Source organism: Fusibacter sp. JL298sf-3, from assembly GCF_053842995.1.
Genome location: NZ_CM132608.1, coordinates 1167931 through 1189451, shown reverse-complemented (window position 1 = coordinate 1189451; position 21521 = coordinate 1167931). Strand labels below are relative to the sequence as shown.

The following is a 21521-nucleotide window of genomic DNA, read 5'->3' as shown; positions in this document are numbered from 1 at the left end:
AAAAGAAATAGGAGGTCTGCGTCGATGAAAAAAAATAAATCTGTAGTCAAGCTGGTTGTTATCTCCTTTTTAACGGCATTGCTGATCAAAGCAGCTTATGAACTCAAGTGGTTTGATGTGCTCTACGGTATTTACAAAGTTGAAAAAGCCCCTGATACGGTGCAGAGGGTTTCGCTTAAAAGCTTTGCCTTTGTGACAAAAGGCGATAAAGAAGCGGTCTTCTTGGCGTTTATGGCTTCAAAGAATTGGCAGTATATCAGAAGATACGGTAGAGGCATGCTGTTTGAAAAGGACGGTTATGAGCTCTTGATTACGCACAATACCTTCTTTGGTCGATACGCGTATTATGAAGTGACGTCTAAGTCTGTCTTTGAGATGGTCTAAAACTAAAATGGACAAACGGCACCTGCTCTTAATTTAATGGGGCAGGTGTTTTTTATGTGAAGAAAGGCACAAGAAAGAGAGGCTTTCACCAAACAGTACACGAGTAATAGAAGAGTGGTGCGTCTCTAACAACCCTGTTGGACCCTCCGAACACAAGGTGATCTCAGAGCGTGTTTTGCATGGTGAAGTGCCTTAGAGATTGGAACAACAAGGTTTGAGTATAATATGTATGTCGGGATAACATACTGCGGCAATTGTCTAAATACTTAAACTTTAAAAAAGTTCTAAAAAGCCGTTGACAGCAGTAGGTAGAGGTGTTATCATAATCAAGTCGCCTGATGAAACGACGACAACACACAGCTTTCACAACGATTTAGAACTTGTTGTGAGAAGCTAAAAAACGCTTGACAAGCGAGAGACACTTTGATAAAATTTAGTAGCTGTTAACAAAGTGAAAAAAACTTGTTAAGGCCATGTAAACTAGAATCTTGAAAATTAAACAGTGTAAATGCAAGAAAAACCAAACGTCAAAACCTACTCGAAGCAATTCGAGAAGAGTGATGAAAAACGGAAAAACAAATGCGCGTGTGTTGTTTCGTATCCGCTTTAGAAAAGATGTCAGATGTTTTGCGGCAGTGCAAGGAAAGTATTTGAAGGCAATGTGGTACATTGTCGAGAATGCTTGACGAAGCAATGGCGTAAAACAGGTCGGCAGATTTTCAAACTGGGAGCGACACAACACACACAGTTAGCTCGTTTTGAGGTAACAGGCGTCAAACATTATAATTAAGAGTTTGATCCTGGCTCAGGATGAACGCTGGCGGCGTGCCTAACACATGCAAGTCGAGCGAGAAGAAATGGAATGCGGTTTCGGCCAAATGAAGTTTTGGAAAGCGGCGGACGGGTGAGTAACGCGTGGGCAACCTGCCCCATACAGAGGGATAGCCACTGGAAACGGTGATTAATACCTCATACTTCGCACGGGACACATGTTCTGAGCGACAAAGATTAATCGGTATGGGATGGGCCCGCGTCTGATTAGCTAGTTGGTAAGGTAACGGCTTACCAAGGCGACGATCAGTAGCCGACCTGAGAGGGTGATCGGCCACACTGGAACTGAGACACGGTCCAGACTCCTACGGGAGGCAGCAGTGGGGAATATTGCACAATGGGCGCAAGCCTGATGCAGCAACGCCGTGTGAGTGAAGAAGGTTTTCGGATCGTAAAACTCTGTCCTAAGGGAAGAAAAAAATGACGGTACCTTAGGAGGAAGCCCCGGCTAACTACGTGCCAGCAGCCGCGGTAATACGTAGGGGGCAAGCGTTATCCGGAATCACTGGGCGTAAAGGGTGCGTAGGCGGCTTAGCAAGCCAGGGGTGAAAGGCATTGGCTCAACCAATGTAAGCCTTTGGAACTGTTAAGCTTGAGTGCAGGAGAGGTAAGTGGAATTCCTAGTGTAGAGGTGAAATTCGTAGATATTAGGAGGAACACCAGTGGCGAAGGCGACTTACTGGACTGTAACTGACGCTGATGCACGAAAGCGTGGGTAGCGAACAGGATTAGATACCCTGGTAGTCCACGCCGTAAACGATGAATACTAGGTGTCGGGTGTCAAAGCTCGGTGCCGCAGCAAACGCAATAAGTATTCCGCCTGGGGAGTACGCACGCAAGTGTGAAACTCAAAGGAATTGACGGGGACCCGCACAAGTAGCGGAGCATGTGGTTTAATTCGAAGCAACGCGAAGAACCTTACCAGGTCTTGACATCCCTCTGAAGTAGCCTTAGCCGGCTATGTCTTTCGGGACAGAGGAGACAGGTGGTGCATGGTTGTCGTCAGCTCGTGTCGTGAGATGTTGGGTTAAGTCCCGCAACGAGCGCAACCCTTATGTTTAGTTGTTAACAGGTTAAGCTGAACCCTCTAGACAGACTGCCGTGGAGAACACGGAGGAAGGTGGGGATGACGTCAAATCATCATGCCCCTTATGATCTGGGCTACACACGTGCTACAATGGTCGGTACAACGGGCAGCGAAGGGGTGACCTGGAGCGAATCCTAAAAAGCCGATCCCAGTTCGGATTGTAGGCTGCAACTCGCCTACATGAAGTTGGAGTTACTAGTAATCGCGGATCAGAATGTCGCGGTGAATGCGTTCCCGGGTCTTGTACACACCGCCCGTCACACCACGGAAGTTGGGGGCGCCCGAAGCCAGTGGCCTAACCGTAAGGAAGGAGCTGTCGAAGGTGAAATCAATGACTGGGGTGAAGTCGTAACAAGGTAGCCGTATCGGAAGGTGCGGCTGGATCACCTCCTTTCTAAGGAGTAAATAGACATTTACACTGTTTAATTTTGAGGGTTCTAGGAACTTTCAAAACAAGATGTAATCTTGGACGAGTATTCGTCACTTTCTTTCAGAAAGTGCCTCACACGAATTCAAGACTGACGTCTTAGGATGCTGACGCATCCCTCGAAATTTGCATTTCAAATTTCGTGAATTAGTATCTTGAAAACTGTATATATAGAACCGACTATTAAGTTAGTAAAAAAGCAAGCATTGAAAACAATGTAAGCCAAAGTAAAAACTCAAACTCAAAAGTAAGGTCAAGTTACTAAGAGCATAGGGTGGATGCCTTGGCACCAGGAGCCGAAGAAGGACGTGGTAAGCTGCGAAAAGCTACGGGGAGCTGCAAGCGAGCGCCGATCCGTAGATGTCCGAATGGGGGAACCCACCTAGAGTAATGTCTAGGTATCCATGACTGAATTCATAGGTCATAGGAAGGGAACTCGGGGAACTGAAACATCTAAGTACCCGAAGGAAGAGAAAACAAAAGTGATTTCCTAAGTAGCGGCGAGCGAACGGGAAACAGCCCAAACCCAAGTCTTCGGACGAGGGGGTGTGGACAGTATATCAAGTAGAAGGTACCCTAGCCAAAGGACTTGGGAAAGTCCGCCGAAGCGTGTGAGAGCCACTTAGGCGAAAGGGGAAGATCGAACGTACTGATCCGGAGTACCACGGAGCACGTGAAACTTTGTGGGAAGCAGGCAGGACCATCTGCCAAGGCTAAATACTACCTGGTGACCGATAGCGCACAGTACCGTGAGGGAAAGGTGAAAAGAACCCCGGGAGGGGAGTGAAAAAGAACCTGAAACCCTATGTTTACAAGCAGTGGAAGTTCGTTAAAGAACGACCATGTACTTTTTGTAGAACGGGCCAACGAGTTACGTTATGCAGCAAGGTTAAGCGCTTCAGGTGCGGAGCCGCAGCGAAAGCGAGTCTGAATAGGGCGAATAAGTTGTATGGCGTAGACCCGAAACCGGGTGACCTATCCATGTGCAGGGTGAAGCGAGGGTAAAACCTCTTGGAGGCCCGAACCCATATCTGTTGAAAAAGGTTGGGATGACATGTGGATAGCGGAGAAATTCCAATCGAACCCGGAGATAGCTGGTTCTCCTCGAAATAGCTTTAGGGCTAGCCTTGAGTTAAGAGATACGGGGGTAGAGCACTGAATGTCCTAGGGGCTTTCACCGGCTACCGAAGACTATCAAACTCCGAATACCGATATCTTTTACTCAGGAGTCAGACTATGTGTGATAAGATTCATAGTCGAAAGGGAAAGAGCCCAGACCATCAGCTAAGGTCCCAAAATGCAAGTTAAGTGGAAAAGGATGTGGGATTGCACAGACAACTAGGATGTTGGCTTAGAAGCAGCCACTCATTTAAAGAGTGCGTAACAGCTCACTAGTCGAGTGATCCTGCGCCGAAGATTACCGGGGCTAAAACTTGCTACCGAAGCTATGGAATTGTTTAGACAATTGGTAGAGGAGCATTGTGTGAGAGGTGAAGTAAGATCGCAAGGACTTATGGATATCACACAAGAGAGAATGTTGGCATGAGTAACGAGAGACGGGTGAGAATCCCGTCCGCCGAAAACCTAAGGTTTCCTGAGGAAGGTTCGTCCGCTCAGGGTAAGTCAGGACCTAAGCCGAGGACGAAAGTCGTAGGCGATGGACAACAGGTGAAGATTCCTGTACCACCGAGACCCGTTTGAGAGAAGGAATGACACAGGAGGTTATGCTGAGCATGCGAATGGAAGAGCATGTCCAAGCAGCGAGTCTGTAGCGTAGGCAAATCCGCGCTACTGAGGATGAGCTGTGATGGGGAGTGAACTTAAGTAACGAAGCAGCAGATATCACACTGTCAAGAAAAGTTTCTATCGAGGGAGCAGGTGCCTGTACCGTAAACCGACACAGGTAGGAGAGTAGAGAATACTAAGGCGCGCGAGAAAACCATTGTTAAGGAACTCGGCAAAATGACCCCGTAACTTCGGGAGAAGGGGTGCCGGATTAGGTTAAGAGCTAGATCCGGCCGCAGAGGATAGGCCCAAGCGACTGTTTACCAAAAACACAGGTCTCTGCTAAATCGAAAGATGATGTATAGGGGCTGACGCCTGCCCGGTGCTGGAAGGTTAAGGGGAAGTGTTAGTTTAGGCGAAGCACAGAACTGAAGCCCCAGTAAACGGCGGCCGTAACTATAACGGTCCTAAGGTAGCGAAATTCCTTGTCGGGTAAGTTCCGACCCGCACGAAAGGCGTAACGATTTGGGCGCTGTCTCAACAATGGACTCGGTGAAATTGTAGTACCGGTAAAGATGCCGGTTACCCGCAGCTAGACGGAAAGACCCCGTGGAGCTTTACTGCAGCTTGGCACTGGATAATGGTATATGATGTACAGGATAGGTGGGAGACTAAGAATATAGGACGCCAGTCTTATAGGAGTCGCTGTTGGGATACCACTCTTTGTATACCGTTATTCTAACTATGGACAGTGATCCTGTTCTAGGACAATGTCAGGTGGGCAGTTTGACTGGGGCGGTCGCCTCCTAAAGAGTAACGGAGGCGCCTAAAGGTTCCCTCAGCGCGGTTGGAAATCGCGCGAAGAGTGTAAAGGCAAAAGGGAGCTTGACTGCGAGAGAGACATCTCGAGCAGGGACGAAAGTCGAGCTTAGTGATCCGGTGGCACCGCATGGAAGGGCCATCGCTCAACGGATAAAAGCTACCCCGGGGATAACAGGCTTATCTCCCCCAAGAGTCCACATCGACGGGGAGGTTTGGCACCTCGATGTCGGCTCGTCTCATCCTGGGGCTGAAGTAGGTCCCAAGGGTTGGGCTGTTCGCCCATTAAAGAGGCACGCGAGCTGGGTTCAGAACGTCGTGAGACAGTTCGGTCCCTATCTGCTGTGGGCGTAGGAAATTTGAGAGGAGCTGTCCTTAGTACGAGAGGACCGGGATGGACAAACCTCTGGTGTATCAGTTGTTCTGCCAAGAGCACTGCTGAGTAGCTAAGTTTGGAAGGGATAAGCGCTGAAGGCATCTAAGCGCGAAGCCCCCCTCAAGATGAGATTTCCCATCTTTTAATAGAGTAAGACCCCATGAAGATAATATGGTAATAGGCCTGAGGTGTAAGTGCAGCAATGCATTCAGCTGACAGGTACTAATAGGTCGAGGACTTGACCACGCTTTAGAGTTAAGAGGATTTATCGGTTCTTATATATACAGTTTTCAGGGTACTAACCCTAAAAAAAGCAACAAAAAAGTGTTGACAGCACTAAAGTGATTATGATATAATATAATTCGCTGGTGAGAGAAAACACGAGCTAAAGAGATAATTCAGTGACGAAGGCGGAGGGGCAACACCTGTTCCCATACCGAACACAGAAGTAAAGTCCTCCAGCGTCGATGGTACTTGGCGGGCAGCTGCCTGGGAGAGTAGAACGTTGCTGATTTATGTTCCAAGGTAGCTCAACGGTGGAGCACTCGGCTGTTAACCGATAGGCTGTGGGTTCGAATCCCACCCTTGGAGCCAAAAGTGCCGGGGTGGCGGAACTGGCAGACGCACAGGACTTAAAATCCTGCGATGGCAACATCGTACCGGTTCGATTCCGGTCCTCGGCACCATTAGAAATACCCAATATCGCGGAGTGGAGCAGTGGCAGCTCGTTGGGCTCATAACCCAAAGGTCGCAGGTTCGAATCCTGCCTCCGCAACCATTATGGCGGCGTAGCTTAGTTGGCTAGAGCGTTCGGTTCATACCCGAAAGGTCGGTGGTTCGAGTCCACTCGCCGCTACCAGATTTGGCCCCTTGGTCAAGCGGTTAAGACACCGCCCTTTCACGGCGGTAACAGGGGTTCGATTCCCCTAGGGGTCACCATTTTAAGAGGACGTTAATTCGTTCTCAACGCGGTCCAGTAGTTCAGTTGGTTAGAACGCTAGCCTGTCACGCTAGAGGTCGAGGGTTCGAGTCCCTTCTGGATCGCCATTTATGCCGGTGTAGCTCAATTGGTAGAGCAACTGACTTGTAATCAGTAGGTCGCGGGTTCGAGTCCCATCACCGGCTCCATCTTAATTTAATACAGTGGAGGGGTTCCCGAGTGGCCAAAGGGGGCGGACTGTAAATCCGTTATCGTCGATTTCGAAGGTTCGAATCCTTCTCCCTCCACCAACATGCGGGTGTAGCTCAATGGTAGAGCCCCGGCCTTCCAAGCCGGTCGTGAGAGTTCGATTCTCTTCACCCGCTCCATGGGAGTATAGCTCAGCTGGGAGAGCATCTGCCTTACAAGCAGGAGGTCATAGGTTCGATCCCTATTACTCCCACCATTTTCAAAACATTGGGGATTCGCCAAGCGGTAAGGCAACGGACTTTGACTCCGTCATTCACAGGTTCAAATCCTGTATCCCCAGCCAAATTCATATTGGGTCCATTAGCTCAGTCGGTAGAGCACCTGACTTTTAATCAGGGTGTCCCGCGTTCGAGTCGCGGATGGATCACCAAAAGGAGAGGTACCGAAGCGGTCATAACGGGGCGGTCTTGAAAACCGTTAGGGTGCAAGCCCACGTGGGTTCGAATCCCACCCTCTCCGCCAAAAATGGAGAAGTACTCAAGTGGCTGAAGAGGCTCCCCTGCTAAGGGAGTAGGTCCTATTTACGGGGCGCGAGGGTTCAAATCCCTCCTTCTCCGCCATTCTTGGGCCTTTAGCTCAGTTGGTCAGAGCGCCCGGCTCATAACCGGATGGTCCGGGGTTCGAGTCCCTGAAGGCCCACCATGATTCAAAATAGGGGTGTAGCTCAGTTGGTAGAGCAGCGGTCTCCAAAACCGCGTGTCGTGGGTTCAAGTCCTGTCACCCCTGCCATCTTAATTTCATATTTATATCGGGGTGTAGCGCAGTTTGGTAGCGCATCTGGTTTGGGACCAGAGGGTCGCGGGTTCAAATCCTGCCACCCCGACCATAATTGTGGGCGTATAGCTCAGCTGGTTAGAGCGCACGCCTGATAAGCGTGAGGTCGGTGGTTCGAGTCCACTTATGCCCACCACAATTAGCCCAGATAGCTCAGTCGGTAGAGCAGGGGACTGAAAATCCCCGTGTCGGTGGTTCGATTCCGCCTCTGGGCACCACACTCAACAACGCATACGCGTTGTTTTTTTTTATTGTCACTACATAAAAACTCGCCCTAAAAAAGAGCGAGCTCAGGATATGTTTTCAATAGAGTCTCTAAATGTGAATAGATGTTGGCTTCATAGAACACGCCTTCGTTGTAGAGAATATGTCCTTGTTTGGCTTCATTGCTCAGCTCTTGAAAAGGGATGCCGTAGACCGAATCGGTGTCGACTGTCCATAAAGTGTTGTTGCCGAATCCCTTTAACAACAGTGAAAGCTCGTAAAAATGTTCTTTTTTTTGAAGGCGATAACCGATTTTGACGATGTCAACCGAAGCGTTTTCTGGGAAGAAGACCGTTGAAAAGTGAACCGTTAAATGATGATTTTTGATATAATAATTAGAAATAGCCCACTTGTTGTCGGCGACGTCGACCACAGGTAACGGCTTCATGTCGACAAAGCTGGCAATTCGATCGTATAGAGGCAGTAAGTTTACAATATCATCGTAGTTGTGACGGCAGATAATCGCTTCGCAAGCCGGTGTTGGATGAGCCAAATAGGCCTCGTAGAGTTCAACGCTCTCCTTTCCGGAGATGGTGTCAACGCGGTCGATATTGAAAAAGCGCTCGATGTTTTTCAGCGTATACGCGTCTAAATTGAAGCGGTTCTTATTTTGACGAACAATTTTTAAAAGATCGATGTCGAACGCCTTGCTCAGCGTCGTAGAAAAACGATGGTGCTTTAAGCGGGCGTTGATAAAAGAAAAATCAAATGCGTCACCGTTAAAAGAAATAAACGCGTCTACAGGCCGACTTTTTAGTAGGTCGAGCAAGGTGCAGAGCAACTCGCGTTCTGATAGACCGTCATCGTTGAAGAGTTGAAGAACATCACATTCTGAGTGGCAACTGGAAAAAAAGACGAGTCCAATGAGGATGATGTCGTGTCGATAGCCGAGCCCACGTGTCTCGATGTCAATCACACAGTACGTTCGGTCTGGCTCAATGCAAGTTGGCCTATAGGCAGTGGGTGCAGTATTTTTGATCAGTTTCATAGGCAGCTCCTCGTAATAAAATCCATAGGTGACATGTAGTCAAAAAACAGAAATTGTGATACTATAAAGTGTACTAAGACTTCGTGTAAAGCATGTCTTAAGATGGTATCAGTATAGTAGAAGAAACGGCTTTTGTCAAAAGTGATTAAAGTGGTATATCAGTCACTTATATGGGCAATAAAGTGGCTTCGGGTATAGAGTGAATAGTGTGCGTCACCGAGGGTGTACAAGGGAAAAACAGTGCTTTCTAGGAGGTCAGATGAAGGGCATACCTGTAAACGGACTAAAAGTTGGAGATTGTTTGTCGAAAGACGTTTTTAATGATTTGGGGAATATAATTTTATCTGAAGGAACGCAGATTACAGAAAAACATCTGGCTTACTTCAAGCGCCATCAAATTGATTTTGTCTACATTGCTGAAGAGGTTAAGCGCGTGGAAGATGCTTCGGCATACAAGCTTTTAACAGACGAAAAGTATCGGCAGTTGAGCTTTTGCTACAGAAACGTGCTGGATGTCTATAAGGACACTTTTTTCAAGGTTCGGGAAGGAATGCTGGATAACGACGCCCTAGAGTCTCTTAAAACGTCTTTGACACCGCTTCTGGAAGAACTTCTAAAGGACAATGATGTATTGGGTAGCCTCAGACTGGTATCGCTAGAGGAGGATTATCAGCTGACACATGCCGTCAACGTGTCCATGCTCGGAGCGATGATCGGCAAGTGGCTCAGTCTTGACTTATCGACTATCAGAGAAATTGCATTGGCGGGATTGTTGCACGATATTGGAAAAGCACAGATATCGCCGGGACTGTTGCTTAAGAAAGAGGAGATAACCCCCTCGGAATCAAAGATTTTTCAGTCGCACACGCAAAAAGGCTATGAGTTGCTCAAGGGCAATCCCAATATATCTAAGGAAGTGTTGGCAGGCGTTTTATTCCATCACGAACGCAGTAACGGTAAGGGCTACCCCAGCGGCTTAACCGATGAGCAAACCCCTTATTTAGCGCGTATTATAGCTGTGGCAGACGTGTACGACGCCGTTACATCTGATCGCGTTTATAAAGATGGGGTATCTGCATTTACAGCATTCTCAATTATCAAGGATGAAAGTTTTGCGGGATTGGATCCGGCGATATCAGAAGTTTTTTTAAGCAATATAGCAGCCTACTTTATTAACAATCGCGTCAAATTGTCTGATGGCAATGTCGGACGTGTTGTGTATGTCAATAAATATGCGCTTAACCGACCGCTAATCCGCCTTGACAACGACGATTATGTCGATTTATCAATGGACTATTCCATTCAGGTGGATGAAGTCATGATGTTGTAGCATAAAACAAGCTCCCCGGTAAAAAAACGGAGAGCTTTTTATTTGTCCACTTGAAAATTCTAGCGAGGACACGGTTAGTAGTTGTTGGCTTCAAAAATAGCGCGAATGCTTTCAAAGTCATTGGTCTTGCCCAAAGCCAGCATTAATTTAATGCGGGCTTTTTGGCCATTGAGGTTGCCACCAAAAATGGCGCCCAGTGTACGAAGGTCTTTTCCCGCCCCCGGGTAGCCATAGGAGTCGAGAACGCGGCCCATAGGACATCTTGACACAATGACCACGGGAATCTCGTTTAATAAGGCGTTTTCAATGCCGGGTTTCATAGTTGGCGGGACATTACCGCGACCCATGGCTTCAATGACGATGCCTTTGACACCGTTTGCCACAGCGTAGTTGATGTAATCGGAATCCGCACCGACACAGGCTTTAATCAATGCGATATTCGGCTCGTATCGATCGGTTTTAATGTGTTCAGATCGGGTGAAACTTCTATAATAAACGGCCACGTCGTTGTCTACAATCCCCAGTGGCCCAAACTCGAGCGATTTAAAAGTGTCCAGTGATAGCGTATGGCTTTTTGTCGCTTCTTTTGCCGAGTTGATTTCATTGTTTAAAACAATGAGAACCCCTTTCCCTCTAGATTCTTCAGAAACGGCAGTACAAATAGCTGAAGACAAATTACTCGGGCCGTCGTAGCCGAGTTCCGAGCCATTGCGCATCGCCGCCACGACGATAATCGGTTTATCGGTGTCGAAACAAAGGTCGAGAAAATAAGCCGTCTCTTCAAGTGAGTCCGTGCCGTGCGTAATGACGATACCGTCTATTTCCGGTTTGGCGAGGGTCTCTTCCACGAGAGTCTTTAAAGACCAAATGAGTTCGGGGGTCATATGCGGCCCCGGAAAACTGCCGAAATTGATGATTTCTATATCTGCAACTTTATCGATGTTCGTTACCATAGACATGATTTCTTCACTAGAAAGCGCGGGAATCGCCGCGGCCAATCGCTCATCTACTTTCATAGAGATGGTGCCCCCAGTAAAAATCACAGCAATACGTTTTTTCATATATTTTCCCTCCGAAAGCATTCGTGTGTTTTTTTTATCCAAAAAATATTATATAATATTGTGATGGAGATTAAAAGACCAATGTTGAAGTAAAGGAGTTTCGTTTTGGAAATATATTTGGATCACGCTTCGACGACACCGGTGGCCGAAAGTGTGCATCAGTTTGTAGCGTCGAATTTAGAGGACTTGTACGGCAATCCGTCTTCGTTGCATCGAAAGGGTGTCGCTGTTGAAAGAGAAGTGCAAAAAGTACGGAAGTTTATTGCGCGTCAATTAAATTGTAAAGAAAAACAGCTCATTTTTACCTCGGGCGGCACAGAAGCGAACAACCTCGCCATTAAGGGGACAATCGGTTCTCGAAAAGGCCGTATAATCGTCAGCGCTGTCGAGCACCCGTCTGTGCGTTCGACCATTGACAGTTATGCGGCAAATGGGTACGATACCGTCGTCTTGCCGGTGGATGAAAATGGCGTCGTAGAAGTGGCAAGCGTTCTCGAAGCATTGACCCCTGAGACGCTTTTAATCAGCGTTATGCACGTGAACAACGAGGTTGGCGCCATTCAGCCCATTGGAGAAATTGGCGCAGCTGTGGCAGCGTACAACGCGGCACACGGGACATCGATACGCTTTCACGTGGACGCTGTACAAAGCTTTGGCAAGATGCCGATAGATGTTGTGAACTTACAAGTCGACTTGATGACATTTAGCGCACATAAGTTAAACAGTTTTAAAGGAACGGGTCTTTTGTATGTAAAGGAGCCGGCACAGTTAAAGCCGCTGTTCACCGGTGGTCAGCAAGAGGGGGGACTTCGACCGGGCACGGAAAATACCCTTGGCATTTTGGCCTTTGGCAAAGCGCTCGGAGAAAAAATGCCGAGAATGGTCGAAGACGCACAGCATGTAGCGCAACTCAAGCAGGCGATGCTCGATGTCTTTAAGGCGCATGCGTTCATAACCGTCAACGGGAGCGACGGTTCGCCGTATATCCTCAACGTTTCTATACTTGGCGCAAAGGGAGAAGTCATGCTGCACAGTCTTGAAATGGCAGGAATTTATGTCTCCACAGGTTCGGCCTGCTCTTCTAAAAAGCGGCATTACTCGCATGTTTTAGAAGCTATGGGGCTCGATGACGCAGCGCTGGACAGCGCCATTCGCATCAGCTTTGGCAGAGCGCTTACAGAAGCCGCTGTGGTAGAAGCTGCTCATACGATCGTGCGTACAGGAGAAGACTTACGAAAAATAATGATGAAAAAAGGAAGATAAAATGGAAAATATACTGTTGATTCGCTATGGTGAAATCGCCCTTAAAGGCAAAAACATCGGCGTTTTTGAAAAGAAACTCGTTCAAAATATTAAGAAGGCTTTGGTTGGTGTGGAAGCGACGGTGACCAATCGACACGGTCGCATGTATGTCAATTACCACGCCGCAGATGAGTCCCGCGTTATAGAATTGGTGACAAAAGTATTCGGCGTGGTATCGGTGAGCCCTTCAATTGTCGTTGAAAACGATATGGACGCGATTATGAAAACCGCTCTTGAAGAAATGACTCGATTGAGCAAAGAAAAGGGCATTAAGACGTTTAAAATTGAGACGCGTCGGGCCAATAAAGGGTTCAAAATTCAGTCGCCGGAAGTCTCCAGACGCGTCGGTGGCTATATCAATACCGAACTCGATGCGGTTTCAGTGGATGTGCACAACCCCGATGTCGTATTGACCCTAGAGATTCGAAACAAGACGTATGTGTTCAGTGAGAAAATCAAAGCCCTTGGAGGCATGCCCTATGGGAGCGCAGGTAAGGGGATGATTTTGTTATCCGGCGGAATCGACAGCCCTGTGGCCGCATATTTAATGGCGCGAAGGGGGTTAGAACTGGAAGCGGTGCACTTCCACTCATACCCATTTACAAGTGAGCGTGCACTGGATAAAGTTGTAGAGTTGGCGCGTAAACTCACGGACTACACACAGACGTTCAGAATACACAGCGTCAACATTCTTGAGATACAGAAAGCCATTAATGCACAGTGTCCATCTGAGGAAATGACCATTTTATCGCGTTGTTTTATGATGAAAATCGCCGAGAAGCTGGCGGAGAATAGTCGATGCAAATGTTTGGTAACCGGTGAAAACATGGGGCAAGTGGCCAGTCAAACACTTGAGGGACTGACGGTGACCAACAGCTCAATCACCCTCCCGGTAATAAGACCGTTAATCGCCTATGATAAACTGGAAATCATCGATATCGCTCAGCGGATTGACACGTATGAAACCTCTATTTTACCTTATGAAGACTGCTGTACAGTATTTCTTCCGGACAAAGTCGTGACCAAACCTCGAGTCGATAAAATCGAGCGGTCGTTAAGTGCGCTGGATGTGGACGGGTTAATTGAGGAAGCCATTGAGAAGTTGGAAGTCATTGTTGTAACACCTGAAGTATTTGAGTAAATAGAGGAAAAAGGTGCGGCGCCTGCAGGCGTTTGCATCTTTTTTTATGGCGTTAAGCGCGGTGCAACCGTCTCGACGGATTCTATTACAGGAAGAAAAAAGCGCTGCTACACAGATGTGCAACAGCGCTTATATATTACGATTTTAAGTTCATAGCGTCTAGTTCTTCTATTGAATAGTTTGGAATACTTTCTATATTTGACGCTTGAATAATAGAGCCGTCTGGTAGTTTAAGGCTACCGTCGAGTTGGAGCCGTGTATTGCCTGGAATAATAATGGTTTCACCTGAAACGAGAATCACCGGATGTGGTCTTTGGATGACGACGACGCCACTGGCGAGTTCGTATCTCGGTTCCACACCGTAGTACGGGCTTTTCGTCGGATCAATCGGTCCAGTTGGCGTTTCTGTTTCACCGTCTGGATCGGTTTCTGGATCGACAAAGTCTTCTGTGTGAATATCACATTCCTCTGTAGGTGCATCGTACTCCATATCTCTAATTCTTATTGGATTGCCGCGACTATCCAAGTTTTCACCTGGAATATAAGGTTCAGGTCTCTGAACGAACAACTTCATCTTACGCGTTGTCGTCGGACAGAATTCCCCGGCGAGTTTGCCGCTTTCTGTACAGATTTCCAACATGACGTGGACGTCGTCCTCCTCAGTTGGAACAGTACCTCTCAGGAAGATTTCACTCTTGATGGTCCCTCGAGGGTCCTGCCTCGACAGCTCGGTCGGCAGTTTGCCGGAGATGCTGTCCACAGTGGCTGTAACGATGCCCGACGGTCTTTCAAAGCCTTTGGCCGGGTAATCCGTGTGAATTTCTGCCATGACGTCGCGCCAGAACGCAGCTGCAATTTGAGAGCCTTGATCCATCGGCAGGTTGATGTCGTTACCGAACCAAATGCCGCCGACGTAGTAAGGCGTGTAACCGACAAACCACGCGTCGATGTTGCTGGATGTCGTTCCCGTCTTACCTGAAACAACGATTTTATCGTTGTTCGGTGAGAGTTTGGCGCGTTTTGCGACGCCGATGTTAACCCCTGTGCGCATCATGTCGTGAATAATATAAGCCACATTTTCATCAATAACCACTTTTTGACCGACATTCTTTGTCAATAGGACTTTGCCACTTCTGTTTTTAACAGTGGTGTACGTGTGGTAATCGTTCAGAACACCTTTGTTGGCATATACGCCAAAGGCATTGGTGAGTTCTACCGGCGTGATGCCTCGCGTCATGCCGCCAAGTGCAAGTGCCGCAACGTTCATATCGTTTGAAGGGCCTTCTTTGATAAGGGTCGAAATGCCGAACTTTTGCAGGTAATCAGCTGCGCGTTCAACGCCCATATCGGAGACGACTTTTGCCGCCGTTACGTTAATGGATTGCTCTAACGACTCTCTCATAGAAACGAGGCCTCGGTAGTTGACCATGTTGGAGTAGTACTCGTACCAGTTAATTGGCCAGCGCGTTCTTCCGTCTCCTAGGAGATAAGTCGGCCTGTCGTCTACAACGGTTGCCGCTGTGTATTCGCCGGAATCAATGGCCGGAGTGAATACGGTGAGCGGTTTTATAGACGAGCCCGGCTGTCTTGGGTTTGTCGCGCGGTTAAAGATTCTTTGACCGCTGACGTTTCTGCCGCCGACAACCGCTTTGAGTTCGCCGTTGTGTGGGTCGATAATGACCATTGAAGATTGCGGTTGGATAACCCCTTGACCGATTGCCGCATAACGGCTTTGGTCGATGAGGAGGTTACCGTTTGCATCTTGTGTGTAAAAATCAGGGTTTTCGTCGAAGAACGACTTGTCGACGACGACGTTGTATTCGCTGTCAAATTTTTTGTACTCATTTGGAATAATCAGCTCGCGACCTTGGTATCTGTAGAGGTCAGCTATTGTGTGTGTGCCTTGTGACAAGTTGTGATCGGCTTCGTTGAGACCGACAGTAAACATGTCTTTGAGCACCAATTGCACATGAGTGAGTTCTTGGTTTTGATAATGCGGGTAGAAATAGAGGTAATTGCCCTTAAAGAGCACCAAATTCCCAGCGTCATCAAACTTGTATTGGCCTTTTCGAACGATGAAGTTGTCGTTTGAATCAATCATATTGGCTTTTTTGTAGAGCAGGACTTTGTTGGAGTCCGGTGCAATAATATCGCCGTTTCGATTGATGCGTGCCTGAACTTTAGGGAAGTTTTCATTGGTGACCATATACCCTAAATCAAAAAGCGCTTTTTTAATTTGAACGACATCTTCGCTGTTGTGACCTCTGTAGTAATACGCTTGTTTAAATGCTGAAAAATCGTAACCGGAGAGTTCCGACAATTTTTTCAGTGTCCCTTGACCGGAGGAACCGTCTACTTGCAGGCCGTAATCCTTTTGGAACTTTCTCACGGCGACGATGGTGGATTCACCGTAGTACGGTGTGAAATCCTGTTTGGCGTAGTGGCTCTCGAGGATTTTTTGCATATCGAAGTCGATGGTCGACTCGATAACGAGACCGCTGGTATAGAGCATGTTCATGGCTTCATCGTAAGTGTAGCCGTACTGCGCCATTAAGTCTGCCACGACTTCATCCTTTACCATGTCGGCGAAGAAGGACGAAATTTCGTGCTGTGAGTCCGTAGACATTTTGATCTTTTGACGAATGTCGAAATTCTTTGCGTATTCGTATTCTTCATCCGTAATGTAGTTGTTTCGATGCATTAAATAAATTGCCGTTTGATAACGATCGATGGATTTTTCATTGAACACCGTGGTGTACATCGGATCGGTATCGTCGACGACGAAGTGGTCGTCGGTGACGTACTGCTTGAAGACGCGTGTAACCGGCGAATAGACAGACGGCCCTTTGGGAACGCCTGCGAGCATCGCCGACTCGATGTAATCGAGGTCTTTGGCGCTCTTAGAGAAGTACGTTTGCGCAGCGGCTTCAATCCCCTGTGCTTCACCGAAGGAAATCAAGTTGAGATACCCTTCTAGAATTTGTTTTTTGGTGAGATTTTTCTCCAGCTGAATGGCGTAATAGGCCTCTTGGACTTTACGGCCGAGGTCTCTATCCGCTCTGATTTCAAAGAGAAACGCGTTTCTTGCAAGCTGCTGCGTAATGGTACTCGTACCGCCGATGCGCTTGCCGGAAACAACGGCATCCTTAACGGCGCCGAACATTCTGACGATGTTAAAACCGTTGTGGTCCCAGAACGTCTTATCCTCAACGGATATAATGGCGTTAATCATGTCGGGACTGATGTCGTCGTAACCCACTACCGTTCTTAGAGAGTCGCTTGTGTGAATCGTTTCAAGGGTGCGACCTTCCTTGTCGACGATAACGGAGTTCTCGACGAGTTTGTCTTGAATGACCGTTGGGTCTAGGGGCTCTAAGCCCTCCAAAGACGATGTGACCAATTGGTAGGCGTAAACGCTTCCAATAATCCCCACTATAAAGAAGATGATGATGAGAACCTTGATAACATTCCATACGGAAGATTTCTTATGTTTACCTTTTTTATTTCCGGAACTGTTCGTTTTCTTCTGTGGAGTATTTATTTTTCTATTACCGCTTTCCATATTGCCTCCTGATACATACTTTTCATGAACGTGTGGAAATGCACACTGTATTATACCATATTTGATTAAAAGGATTAAGCATTATCATAAGATTGTAATATACGAGTAGGCAAACATAAGGGGGTTTGATATAATAGCAAAAGAGAAAAGAAGGTGGTTAATTTGATGAATACAGAAAAGCAAACCGCTGTTTTGGTCGGCCTTTACCAAGGGCTGAAAGATGAAATGGCGATAGAAAATTCAATGATAGAGCTTAAAGAACTGACTCAGGCCGCAGGGGCGGAGCCTTTGCATACGCTCATTCAAAACAAAGAGCGCATAGAGGCGTCGACGTATATCGGCAGCGGCAAAGTCGAAGAAGTACGACTTTGTGTGGAAGCTATGGATGCGGATATGGTGATTTTTAACGATGAACTTTCAGGGGCCCAAATCAGGAACCTCGAAGGGCTGATTGGCGTTAAAATACTCGACCGGACGGCGCTGATCCTCGACATCTTTGCCTTGAGGGCACAGAGCAAAATCGCGAAACTTCAAGTAGAGTACGCTCAGTTGCGTTACCGACTGCCGAGGCTCATCGGCTACGGCGGCGCCCTATCCAGAACCGGTGGCGGAATCGGAACGAGAGGCCCCGGTGAACAGAAGCTCGAAATGGACAGGCGTCGCATTAAGTCCAGAATGGACGACATTAGAGCGCAGATTGCTGAAGCGGAAAAGAATCGGGTGGTACAGAGAAAGCACCGTGAGAAGAACGAAGTACCGGTGGTCGCCTTGGTGGGGTATACCAATGCGGGCAAATCGTCGGTGATGAATCAAATGATGCGTTTTACAGGCAGTACAGACACTGAGAAAGAAGTCTTTGAAAAAGACATGCTCTTTGCGACGTTGGATACTTTTGCACGTCGCATTGAACTGGGGGATAAGAAGCAGTTTGTCCTCACCGATACCGTCGGCTTTGTGTCGAAACTGCCGCACAGCCTCGTCGAGGCATTTAAAGCAACACTTGAAGAAGCGCTGTCGGCAGACTTGCTCTTACACGTGGTCGATGTGTCCAACGATCAGCACGACATGCAGATGTCGGTGACAGAAAAGGTGCTGAAAGAGTTAAAAGCACTGGATATACCGCAATTGGTGCTTTACAATAAAGTCGATAAAGTTGCGGACACCATCCCGCTGGCTGCTGGTGAACTGCAAATTTCCGCAAAGACGGGAAAAGGATTCGATGTTCTCATCGACGCTATTAAAAAGGAACTGTTTGACGATTTTGTCAAAGCGACATTTGTGATCCCCTATGATCAAGGACGCGTTCTGTCGTATCTTTGTGAGACGTATTCTGTGGAAAATATGGATTACCTCGAAGCCGGTACGGAAGTGACACTCGAGGTCGCTCAAAAAGATCACAGCAAGTACGCACAGTATTTGAAAGGGTAGGAGATGGGCTATAAAACTGTTTACGAAGCAGGAGAAGATGTCATTGTCATAGAGAAATCTCGATTTATCGGGTATGTGACGCCAGTTGCATCAGAAGAAGAAGCGACGGCTTTTATTGAAAAAATCAAAAAAAAGCACTGGGACGCCACGCATAACGTACCGGTGTATGTCATCGGGGAAAACTATGGGGTTCAGCGCTACAGCGATGATGGGGAACCGTCGGGTACAGCGGGGGTTCCCGTTTTGGAAATGCTTAAAAAAGAGGGCATTACCAATGTGTGCCTTGTGATGACCCGCTATTTCGGCGGTATCAAACTCGGTACAGGTGGACTCGTGCGCGCGTACACACAGACGGCCAAAATAGCCCTAGAAGCAGGTGGCGTCGTCACCAAAGCACTTTACAATGTACTGCAAGTCACTGTGGCGTACCATTATCATGGCAAGCTTCAGAACGAACTGCTGAATGCAGACGGCGTTATTGTTCACGATACCGCCTATACCGAAGCGGTTACAGTGACTTTGTATGTCGAACCGGAAGCCACAGAGACCTTAAAAACACAATTAACTGAGTGGACTTCCGGAAATGTGGTTATAAATGAGAATGACCCTTTGTATTTAACAATTAAAAATGGTAAAGTATATTCAAAGTGATGTGGGGGCTGTCTATGTGAACAAGCTGTCCTCACAGCGTTTAAAGGAGGCATTTTTATGGAAAAGATTGTTGAAACCCTATTGTCTAAGAAGAAGTGGGCGGTTGTCGGTGCGACTCAAAACGAAAGCAAGTTCGGCTATAAGATTTTTAAAAAGCTTAAGACTTTCGGTTACGAAGTGTATCCGGTCAACCCTGTTTACGATACAATTGACGGCGAAAAGTGTTACCCGTCTTTAGAGGCCATCGGTACGGAAATCGACTGTGTAAACATCGTCGTAGCGCCGGAAAGAGCGGCACCGGCGCTTGAAAAAGCACATGAACTCGGCATCCGAAACATTTGGTTTCAACCGGGGACTTTTACCCCTGAGATTATCGATCGGTCAGAAGTATTGGGGATGAATACCGTCTATTACAATTGCGTTTTAGTTGAACTCGATAAAAAAGCTTAAGAATTGAGAGGAAATGGGACACTATGAAATCTGTAAATGAGAAAATAGAAAGCACCGTCAATTGGATGAGAGCACAAGTTGAAGCGTCGCACACAAAGGGCATGCTCGTAGGGCTGTCTGGCGGTATTGATTCCGCTGTGGTCGCCTGTTTGATAAAAAAGGCGTTTCCCCAGCACTCACTTGGCGTTATCTTACCTTGCAAGAGCAATCCAAAGGATGCTGAAGACGCCAAGGCACTGGCAGAAGCTTGTGGCATCGATTACGTCACCGTCGATTTAAGCGAAGAACATTCGACGCTAATGGGCAAAGTGACGACGGCGCTTCAGAGCACCGATAAAGAGATGGGCAATGAGCGGCTGTACGATGCCAACTTAAGAGCGCGTCTGCGTATGACGACACTCTATGGTATCGCCAACGCCTTGGGTTACCTAGTGGCGGGCACAGACAACGCAGCTGAGCTTTACACAGGTTATTTTACAAAGTATGGCGACGGCGGCGTCGACCTCTTGCCGATTGCGCATCTGCTCAAGCAAGATGTTTTCAAATGGGCAGAAGAACTGGATGTCCCTCAGCAGATTATAGACAGAAAACCTAGCGCCGGCCTATGGGACGGTCAAACCGATGAAGATGAAATGGGCACCACTTACGATCGCATCGATGCTTTTTTATGTGGCGAAGAGGTCCCTGAAAAAGACAAGGCGATTATAGAGCGTCTGCATCGCGTTTCCGAGCACAAGCGCAACATGCCGCCGGCTCCCCCTGCTTTTGAATAAAGGATAGGCAAACCGCCCGATTTATGCTATGATAGTTTTTGTTAATAAAAGTCTGTTTTTTCCATAAAATTGAATTTGGGAACGCTTTTATACGAAAAACAAACGCTGTATGGCGACTTTATAAAGAACAGGAGTGAGAAACTTGGGTAGAATAGGAACCATTATCAACCGAAAAGGGAAGCAGGATGCCAAAAAAGCAAAGGAGTTTACTAAACTCGGTCGCTACATTATGGTAGCGGCACGCGAAGGTGGCGCCGATCCCGAATACAACGCGGCCCTTAAAAGCGCAATTGAAAAGGCCAAAGCCGCGAATATGCCAAATGACAACATCGACCGAGCCATTAAAAAAGGAGCGGGAGAAAACGACGGCGCAATCTTTACCGAATTGACATACGAAGGCTACGGCCCAGGTGGCGTCGCCGTTCTGGTAGAGTGCCTCACGGATAACACCAATAGAACGGCTGCAGATGTCAGAAGCTATTTTGTCAAAGGCAAGGGCAACCTCGGCACCAACGGTTGTGTTTCCTTTATGTTTGACCACAAAGGCGTTCTCGTCATTGACAGAGCAGAGGACATGGATGAAGAAACAGTGGAAATGGCGGCGATTGAAGCCGGCGCAGAGGATATTTCTGTGGAAGAAACGCATTTCGAAATCTACACGGAAATCGGCGACTTTGCCGCTGTGCGCGATGCACTTGCCGCAGACGGCTACGCGTTCAGTATGGCTGAGCTCCGCTACTTGCCTCAGACCATGACGGCGTTAACCGATGCAGAAGACATCAAGTACATGGGCAAGCTCATTGACCTTTTAGAGGACAACGACGATGTTCAGAACGTTTATCACAACTGGGAAGACACTGAATAGAGTGTTCGTCGATTAGACAACTTTATTTCATAAACAAATCACCTTTGATGCTTATAGGGCGTCGAAGGTGTTTTTTTACGTAAGTGCTTATTAA

12 protein-coding genes, 19 tRNA genes and 3 rRNA genes are annotated in these 21521 nt (G+C 47.5%); 31 read left to right on the top strand and 3 right to left on the bottom strand.

The window, feature by feature from the left end; genetic code table 11:
* The first annotated feature begins 24 nt into the window (after nt 1-24).
* From ACR6HW_RS05915 to ACR6HW_RS05805, 23 genes are all read left to right on the top strand, one after another.
* Entirely contained in the window at nt 25-384 is a 360-nt protein-coding gene (locus ACR6HW_RS05915) for a hypothetical protein (RefSeq protein WP_455730223.1), read from the top strand.
* 782 nt (nt 385-1166) lie between these two features.
* Nucleotides 1167-2696: ribosomal RNA gene (locus tag ACR6HW_RS05910) — 16S ribosomal RNA — on the top strand.
* Between the two features lie 284 nt (nt 2697-2980).
* Nucleotides 2981-5895, top strand: a 23S ribosomal RNA gene (locus ACR6HW_RS05905).
* A 151-nt stretch (nt 5896-6046) separates the two neighbouring features.
* A 5S ribosomal RNA gene (rrf, locus tag ACR6HW_RS05900) occupies nt 6047-6163 on the top strand.
* Together the 16S, 23S and 5S rRNA genes with 19 tRNA genes alongside form the textbook arrangement of a ribosomal RNA operon.
* Before the next feature lie 5 nt (nt 6164-6168).
* Nucleotides 6169-6243, top strand: a tRNA-Asn gene (locus tag ACR6HW_RS05895).
* 5 nt (nt 6244-6248) lie between these two features.
* Nucleotides 6249-6335 (top strand) — tRNA-Leu (locus ACR6HW_RS05890).
* Between the two features lie 17 nt (nt 6336-6352).
* Nucleotides 6353-6427: transfer RNA gene (locus tag ACR6HW_RS05885), tRNA-Met, on the top strand.
* A gap of 4 nt (nt 6428-6431) precedes the next feature.
* Nucleotides 6432-6508 (top strand) — tRNA-Met (locus ACR6HW_RS05880).
* Nucleotides 6509-6513: 5 nt separating this feature from the next.
* Nucleotides 6514-6588 (top strand) — tRNA-Glu (locus ACR6HW_RS05875).
* 31 nt (nt 6589-6619) lie between these two features.
* Nucleotides 6620-6696, top strand: a tRNA-Asp gene (locus ACR6HW_RS05870).
* A gap of 5 nt (nt 6697-6701) precedes the next feature.
* Nucleotides 6702-6777, top strand: a tRNA-Thr gene (locus ACR6HW_RS05865).
* 17 nt (nt 6778-6794) lie between these two features.
* A tRNA-Tyr gene (locus ACR6HW_RS05860) sits at nt 6795-6879 on the top strand.
* 4 nt (nt 6880-6883) lie between these two features.
* Nucleotides 6884-6957 (top strand) — tRNA-Gly (locus tag ACR6HW_RS05855).
* Between the two features lies 1 nt (nt 6958).
* Nucleotides 6959-7034: transfer RNA gene (locus tag ACR6HW_RS05850), tRNA-Val, on the top strand.
* A gap of 12 nt (nt 7035-7046) precedes the next feature.
* Nucleotides 7047-7121, top strand: a tRNA-Gln gene (locus ACR6HW_RS05845).
* Between the two features lie 11 nt (nt 7122-7132).
* A tRNA-Lys gene (locus tag ACR6HW_RS05840) sits at nt 7133-7208 on the top strand.
* A gap of 3 nt (nt 7209-7211) precedes the next feature.
* Nucleotides 7212-7300 (top strand) — tRNA-Ser (locus tag ACR6HW_RS05835).
* 5 nt (nt 7301-7305) lie between these two features.
* Nucleotides 7306-7398, top strand: a tRNA-Ser gene (locus tag ACR6HW_RS05830).
* Between the two features lie 5 nt (nt 7399-7403).
* Nucleotides 7404-7480, top strand: a tRNA-Ile gene (locus ACR6HW_RS05825).
* Between the two features lie 11 nt (nt 7481-7491).
* Nucleotides 7492-7567 (top strand) — tRNA-Trp (locus ACR6HW_RS05820).
* 20 nt (nt 7568-7587) lie between these two features.
* A tRNA-Pro gene (locus tag ACR6HW_RS05815) sits at nt 7588-7664 on the top strand.
* Nucleotides 7665-7671: 7 nt separating this feature from the next.
* Nucleotides 7672-7748, top strand: a tRNA-Ile gene (locus tag ACR6HW_RS05810).
* A gap of 6 nt (nt 7749-7754) precedes the next feature.
* Nucleotides 7755-7830: transfer RNA gene (locus ACR6HW_RS05805), tRNA-Phe, on the top strand.
* A 56-nt stretch (nt 7831-7886) separates the two neighbouring features.
* On the opposite strand, the gene ACR6HW_RS05800 is transcribed toward ACR6HW_RS05805, so the two are convergent.
* Nucleotides 7887-8864: a ribonuclease H-like domain-containing protein gene (locus tag ACR6HW_RS05800; protein ID WP_455730222.1), complete on the bottom strand. Its 978-nt coding sequence runs from the start codon at nt 8862-8864 to the stop codon at nt 7887-7889.
* Nucleotides 8865-9123: 259 nt separating this feature from the next.
* Between ACR6HW_RS05800 and ACR6HW_RS05795 the strand changes: the two genes are divergently transcribed.
* The gene (locus ACR6HW_RS05795; RefSeq protein WP_455730221.1) at nt 9124-10194 is read left to right on the top strand and encodes an HD-GYP domain-containing protein; all 1071 of its coding nucleotides are present in this window, start codon (nt 9124-9126) and stop codon (nt 10192-10194) included.
* Nucleotides 10195-10268: 74 nt separating this feature from the next.
* Here ACR6HW_RS05795 and ACR6HW_RS05790 read toward each other — a convergent pair whose 3' ends face one another.
* Nucleotides 10269-11255: an asparaginase gene (locus tag ACR6HW_RS05790; protein WP_455730220.1), complete on the bottom strand. Its 987-nt coding sequence runs from the start codon at nt 11253-11255 to the stop codon at nt 10269-10271.
* 105 nt (nt 11256-11360) lie between these two features.
* Between ACR6HW_RS05790 and ACR6HW_RS05785 the strand changes: the two genes are divergently transcribed.
* Both ACR6HW_RS05785 and thiI read left to right on the top strand, forming a co-directional pair.
* Nucleotides 11361-12518, top strand: a complete 1158-nt coding sequence (locus ACR6HW_RS05785; protein ID WP_455730219.1) for a cysteine desulfurase family protein — start codon at nt 11361-11363, stop codon at nt 12516-12518.
* Nucleotide 12519: 1 nt separating this feature from the next.
* Entirely contained in the window at nt 12520-13698 is a 1179-nt protein-coding gene (gene thiI, locus ACR6HW_RS05780; RefSeq protein WP_455730218.1) for a tRNA uracil 4-sulfurtransferase ThiI, read from the top strand.
* Nucleotides 13699-13834: 136 nt separating this feature from the next.
* Here thiI and ACR6HW_RS05775 read toward each other — a convergent pair whose 3' ends face one another.
* The gene (locus tag ACR6HW_RS05775; protein ID WP_455730217.1) at nt 13835-17260 is read right to left on the bottom strand and encodes a transglycosylase domain-containing protein; all 3426 of its coding nucleotides are present in this window, start codon (nt 17258-17260) and stop codon (nt 13835-13837) included.
* A gap of 165 nt (nt 17261-17425) precedes the next feature.
* Here ACR6HW_RS05775 and hflX point away from each other — a divergent pair, with 165 nt between their 5' ends.
* The 5 genes from hflX (at nt 17426) to ACR6HW_RS05750 (ending at nt 21427) form a co-directional block, all read left to right on the top strand.
* Nucleotides 17426-18688: a GTPase HflX gene (gene hflX, locus ACR6HW_RS05770; protein WP_455730216.1), complete on the top strand. Its 1263-nt coding sequence runs from the start codon at nt 17426-17428 to the stop codon at nt 18686-18688.
* A gap of 3 nt (nt 18689-18691) precedes the next feature.
* The gene (locus tag ACR6HW_RS05765; protein WP_455730215.1) at nt 18692-19339 is read left to right on the top strand and encodes a YigZ family protein; all 648 of its coding nucleotides are present in this window, start codon (nt 18692-18694) and stop codon (nt 19337-19339) included.
* A 57-nt stretch (nt 19340-19396) separates the two neighbouring features.
* Nucleotides 19397-19789, top strand: a complete 393-nt coding sequence (locus ACR6HW_RS05760; RefSeq protein ID WP_455730214.1) for a CoA-binding protein — start codon at nt 19397-19399, stop codon at nt 19787-19789.
* A 23-nt stretch (nt 19790-19812) separates the two neighbouring features.
* A complete protein-coding gene (gene nadE / locus ACR6HW_RS05755; protein ID WP_455730213.1) occupies nt 19813-20562 on the top strand; it encodes an NAD(+) synthase in 750 nt (249 codons plus the stop codon).
* Between the two features lie 133 nt (nt 20563-20695).
* A complete protein-coding gene (locus ACR6HW_RS05750) occupies nt 20696-21427 on the top strand; it encodes a YebC/PmpR family DNA-binding transcriptional regulator (RefSeq protein ID WP_459251971.1) in 732 nt (243 codons plus the stop codon).
* Nucleotides 21428-21521 lie beyond the last annotated feature (94 nt).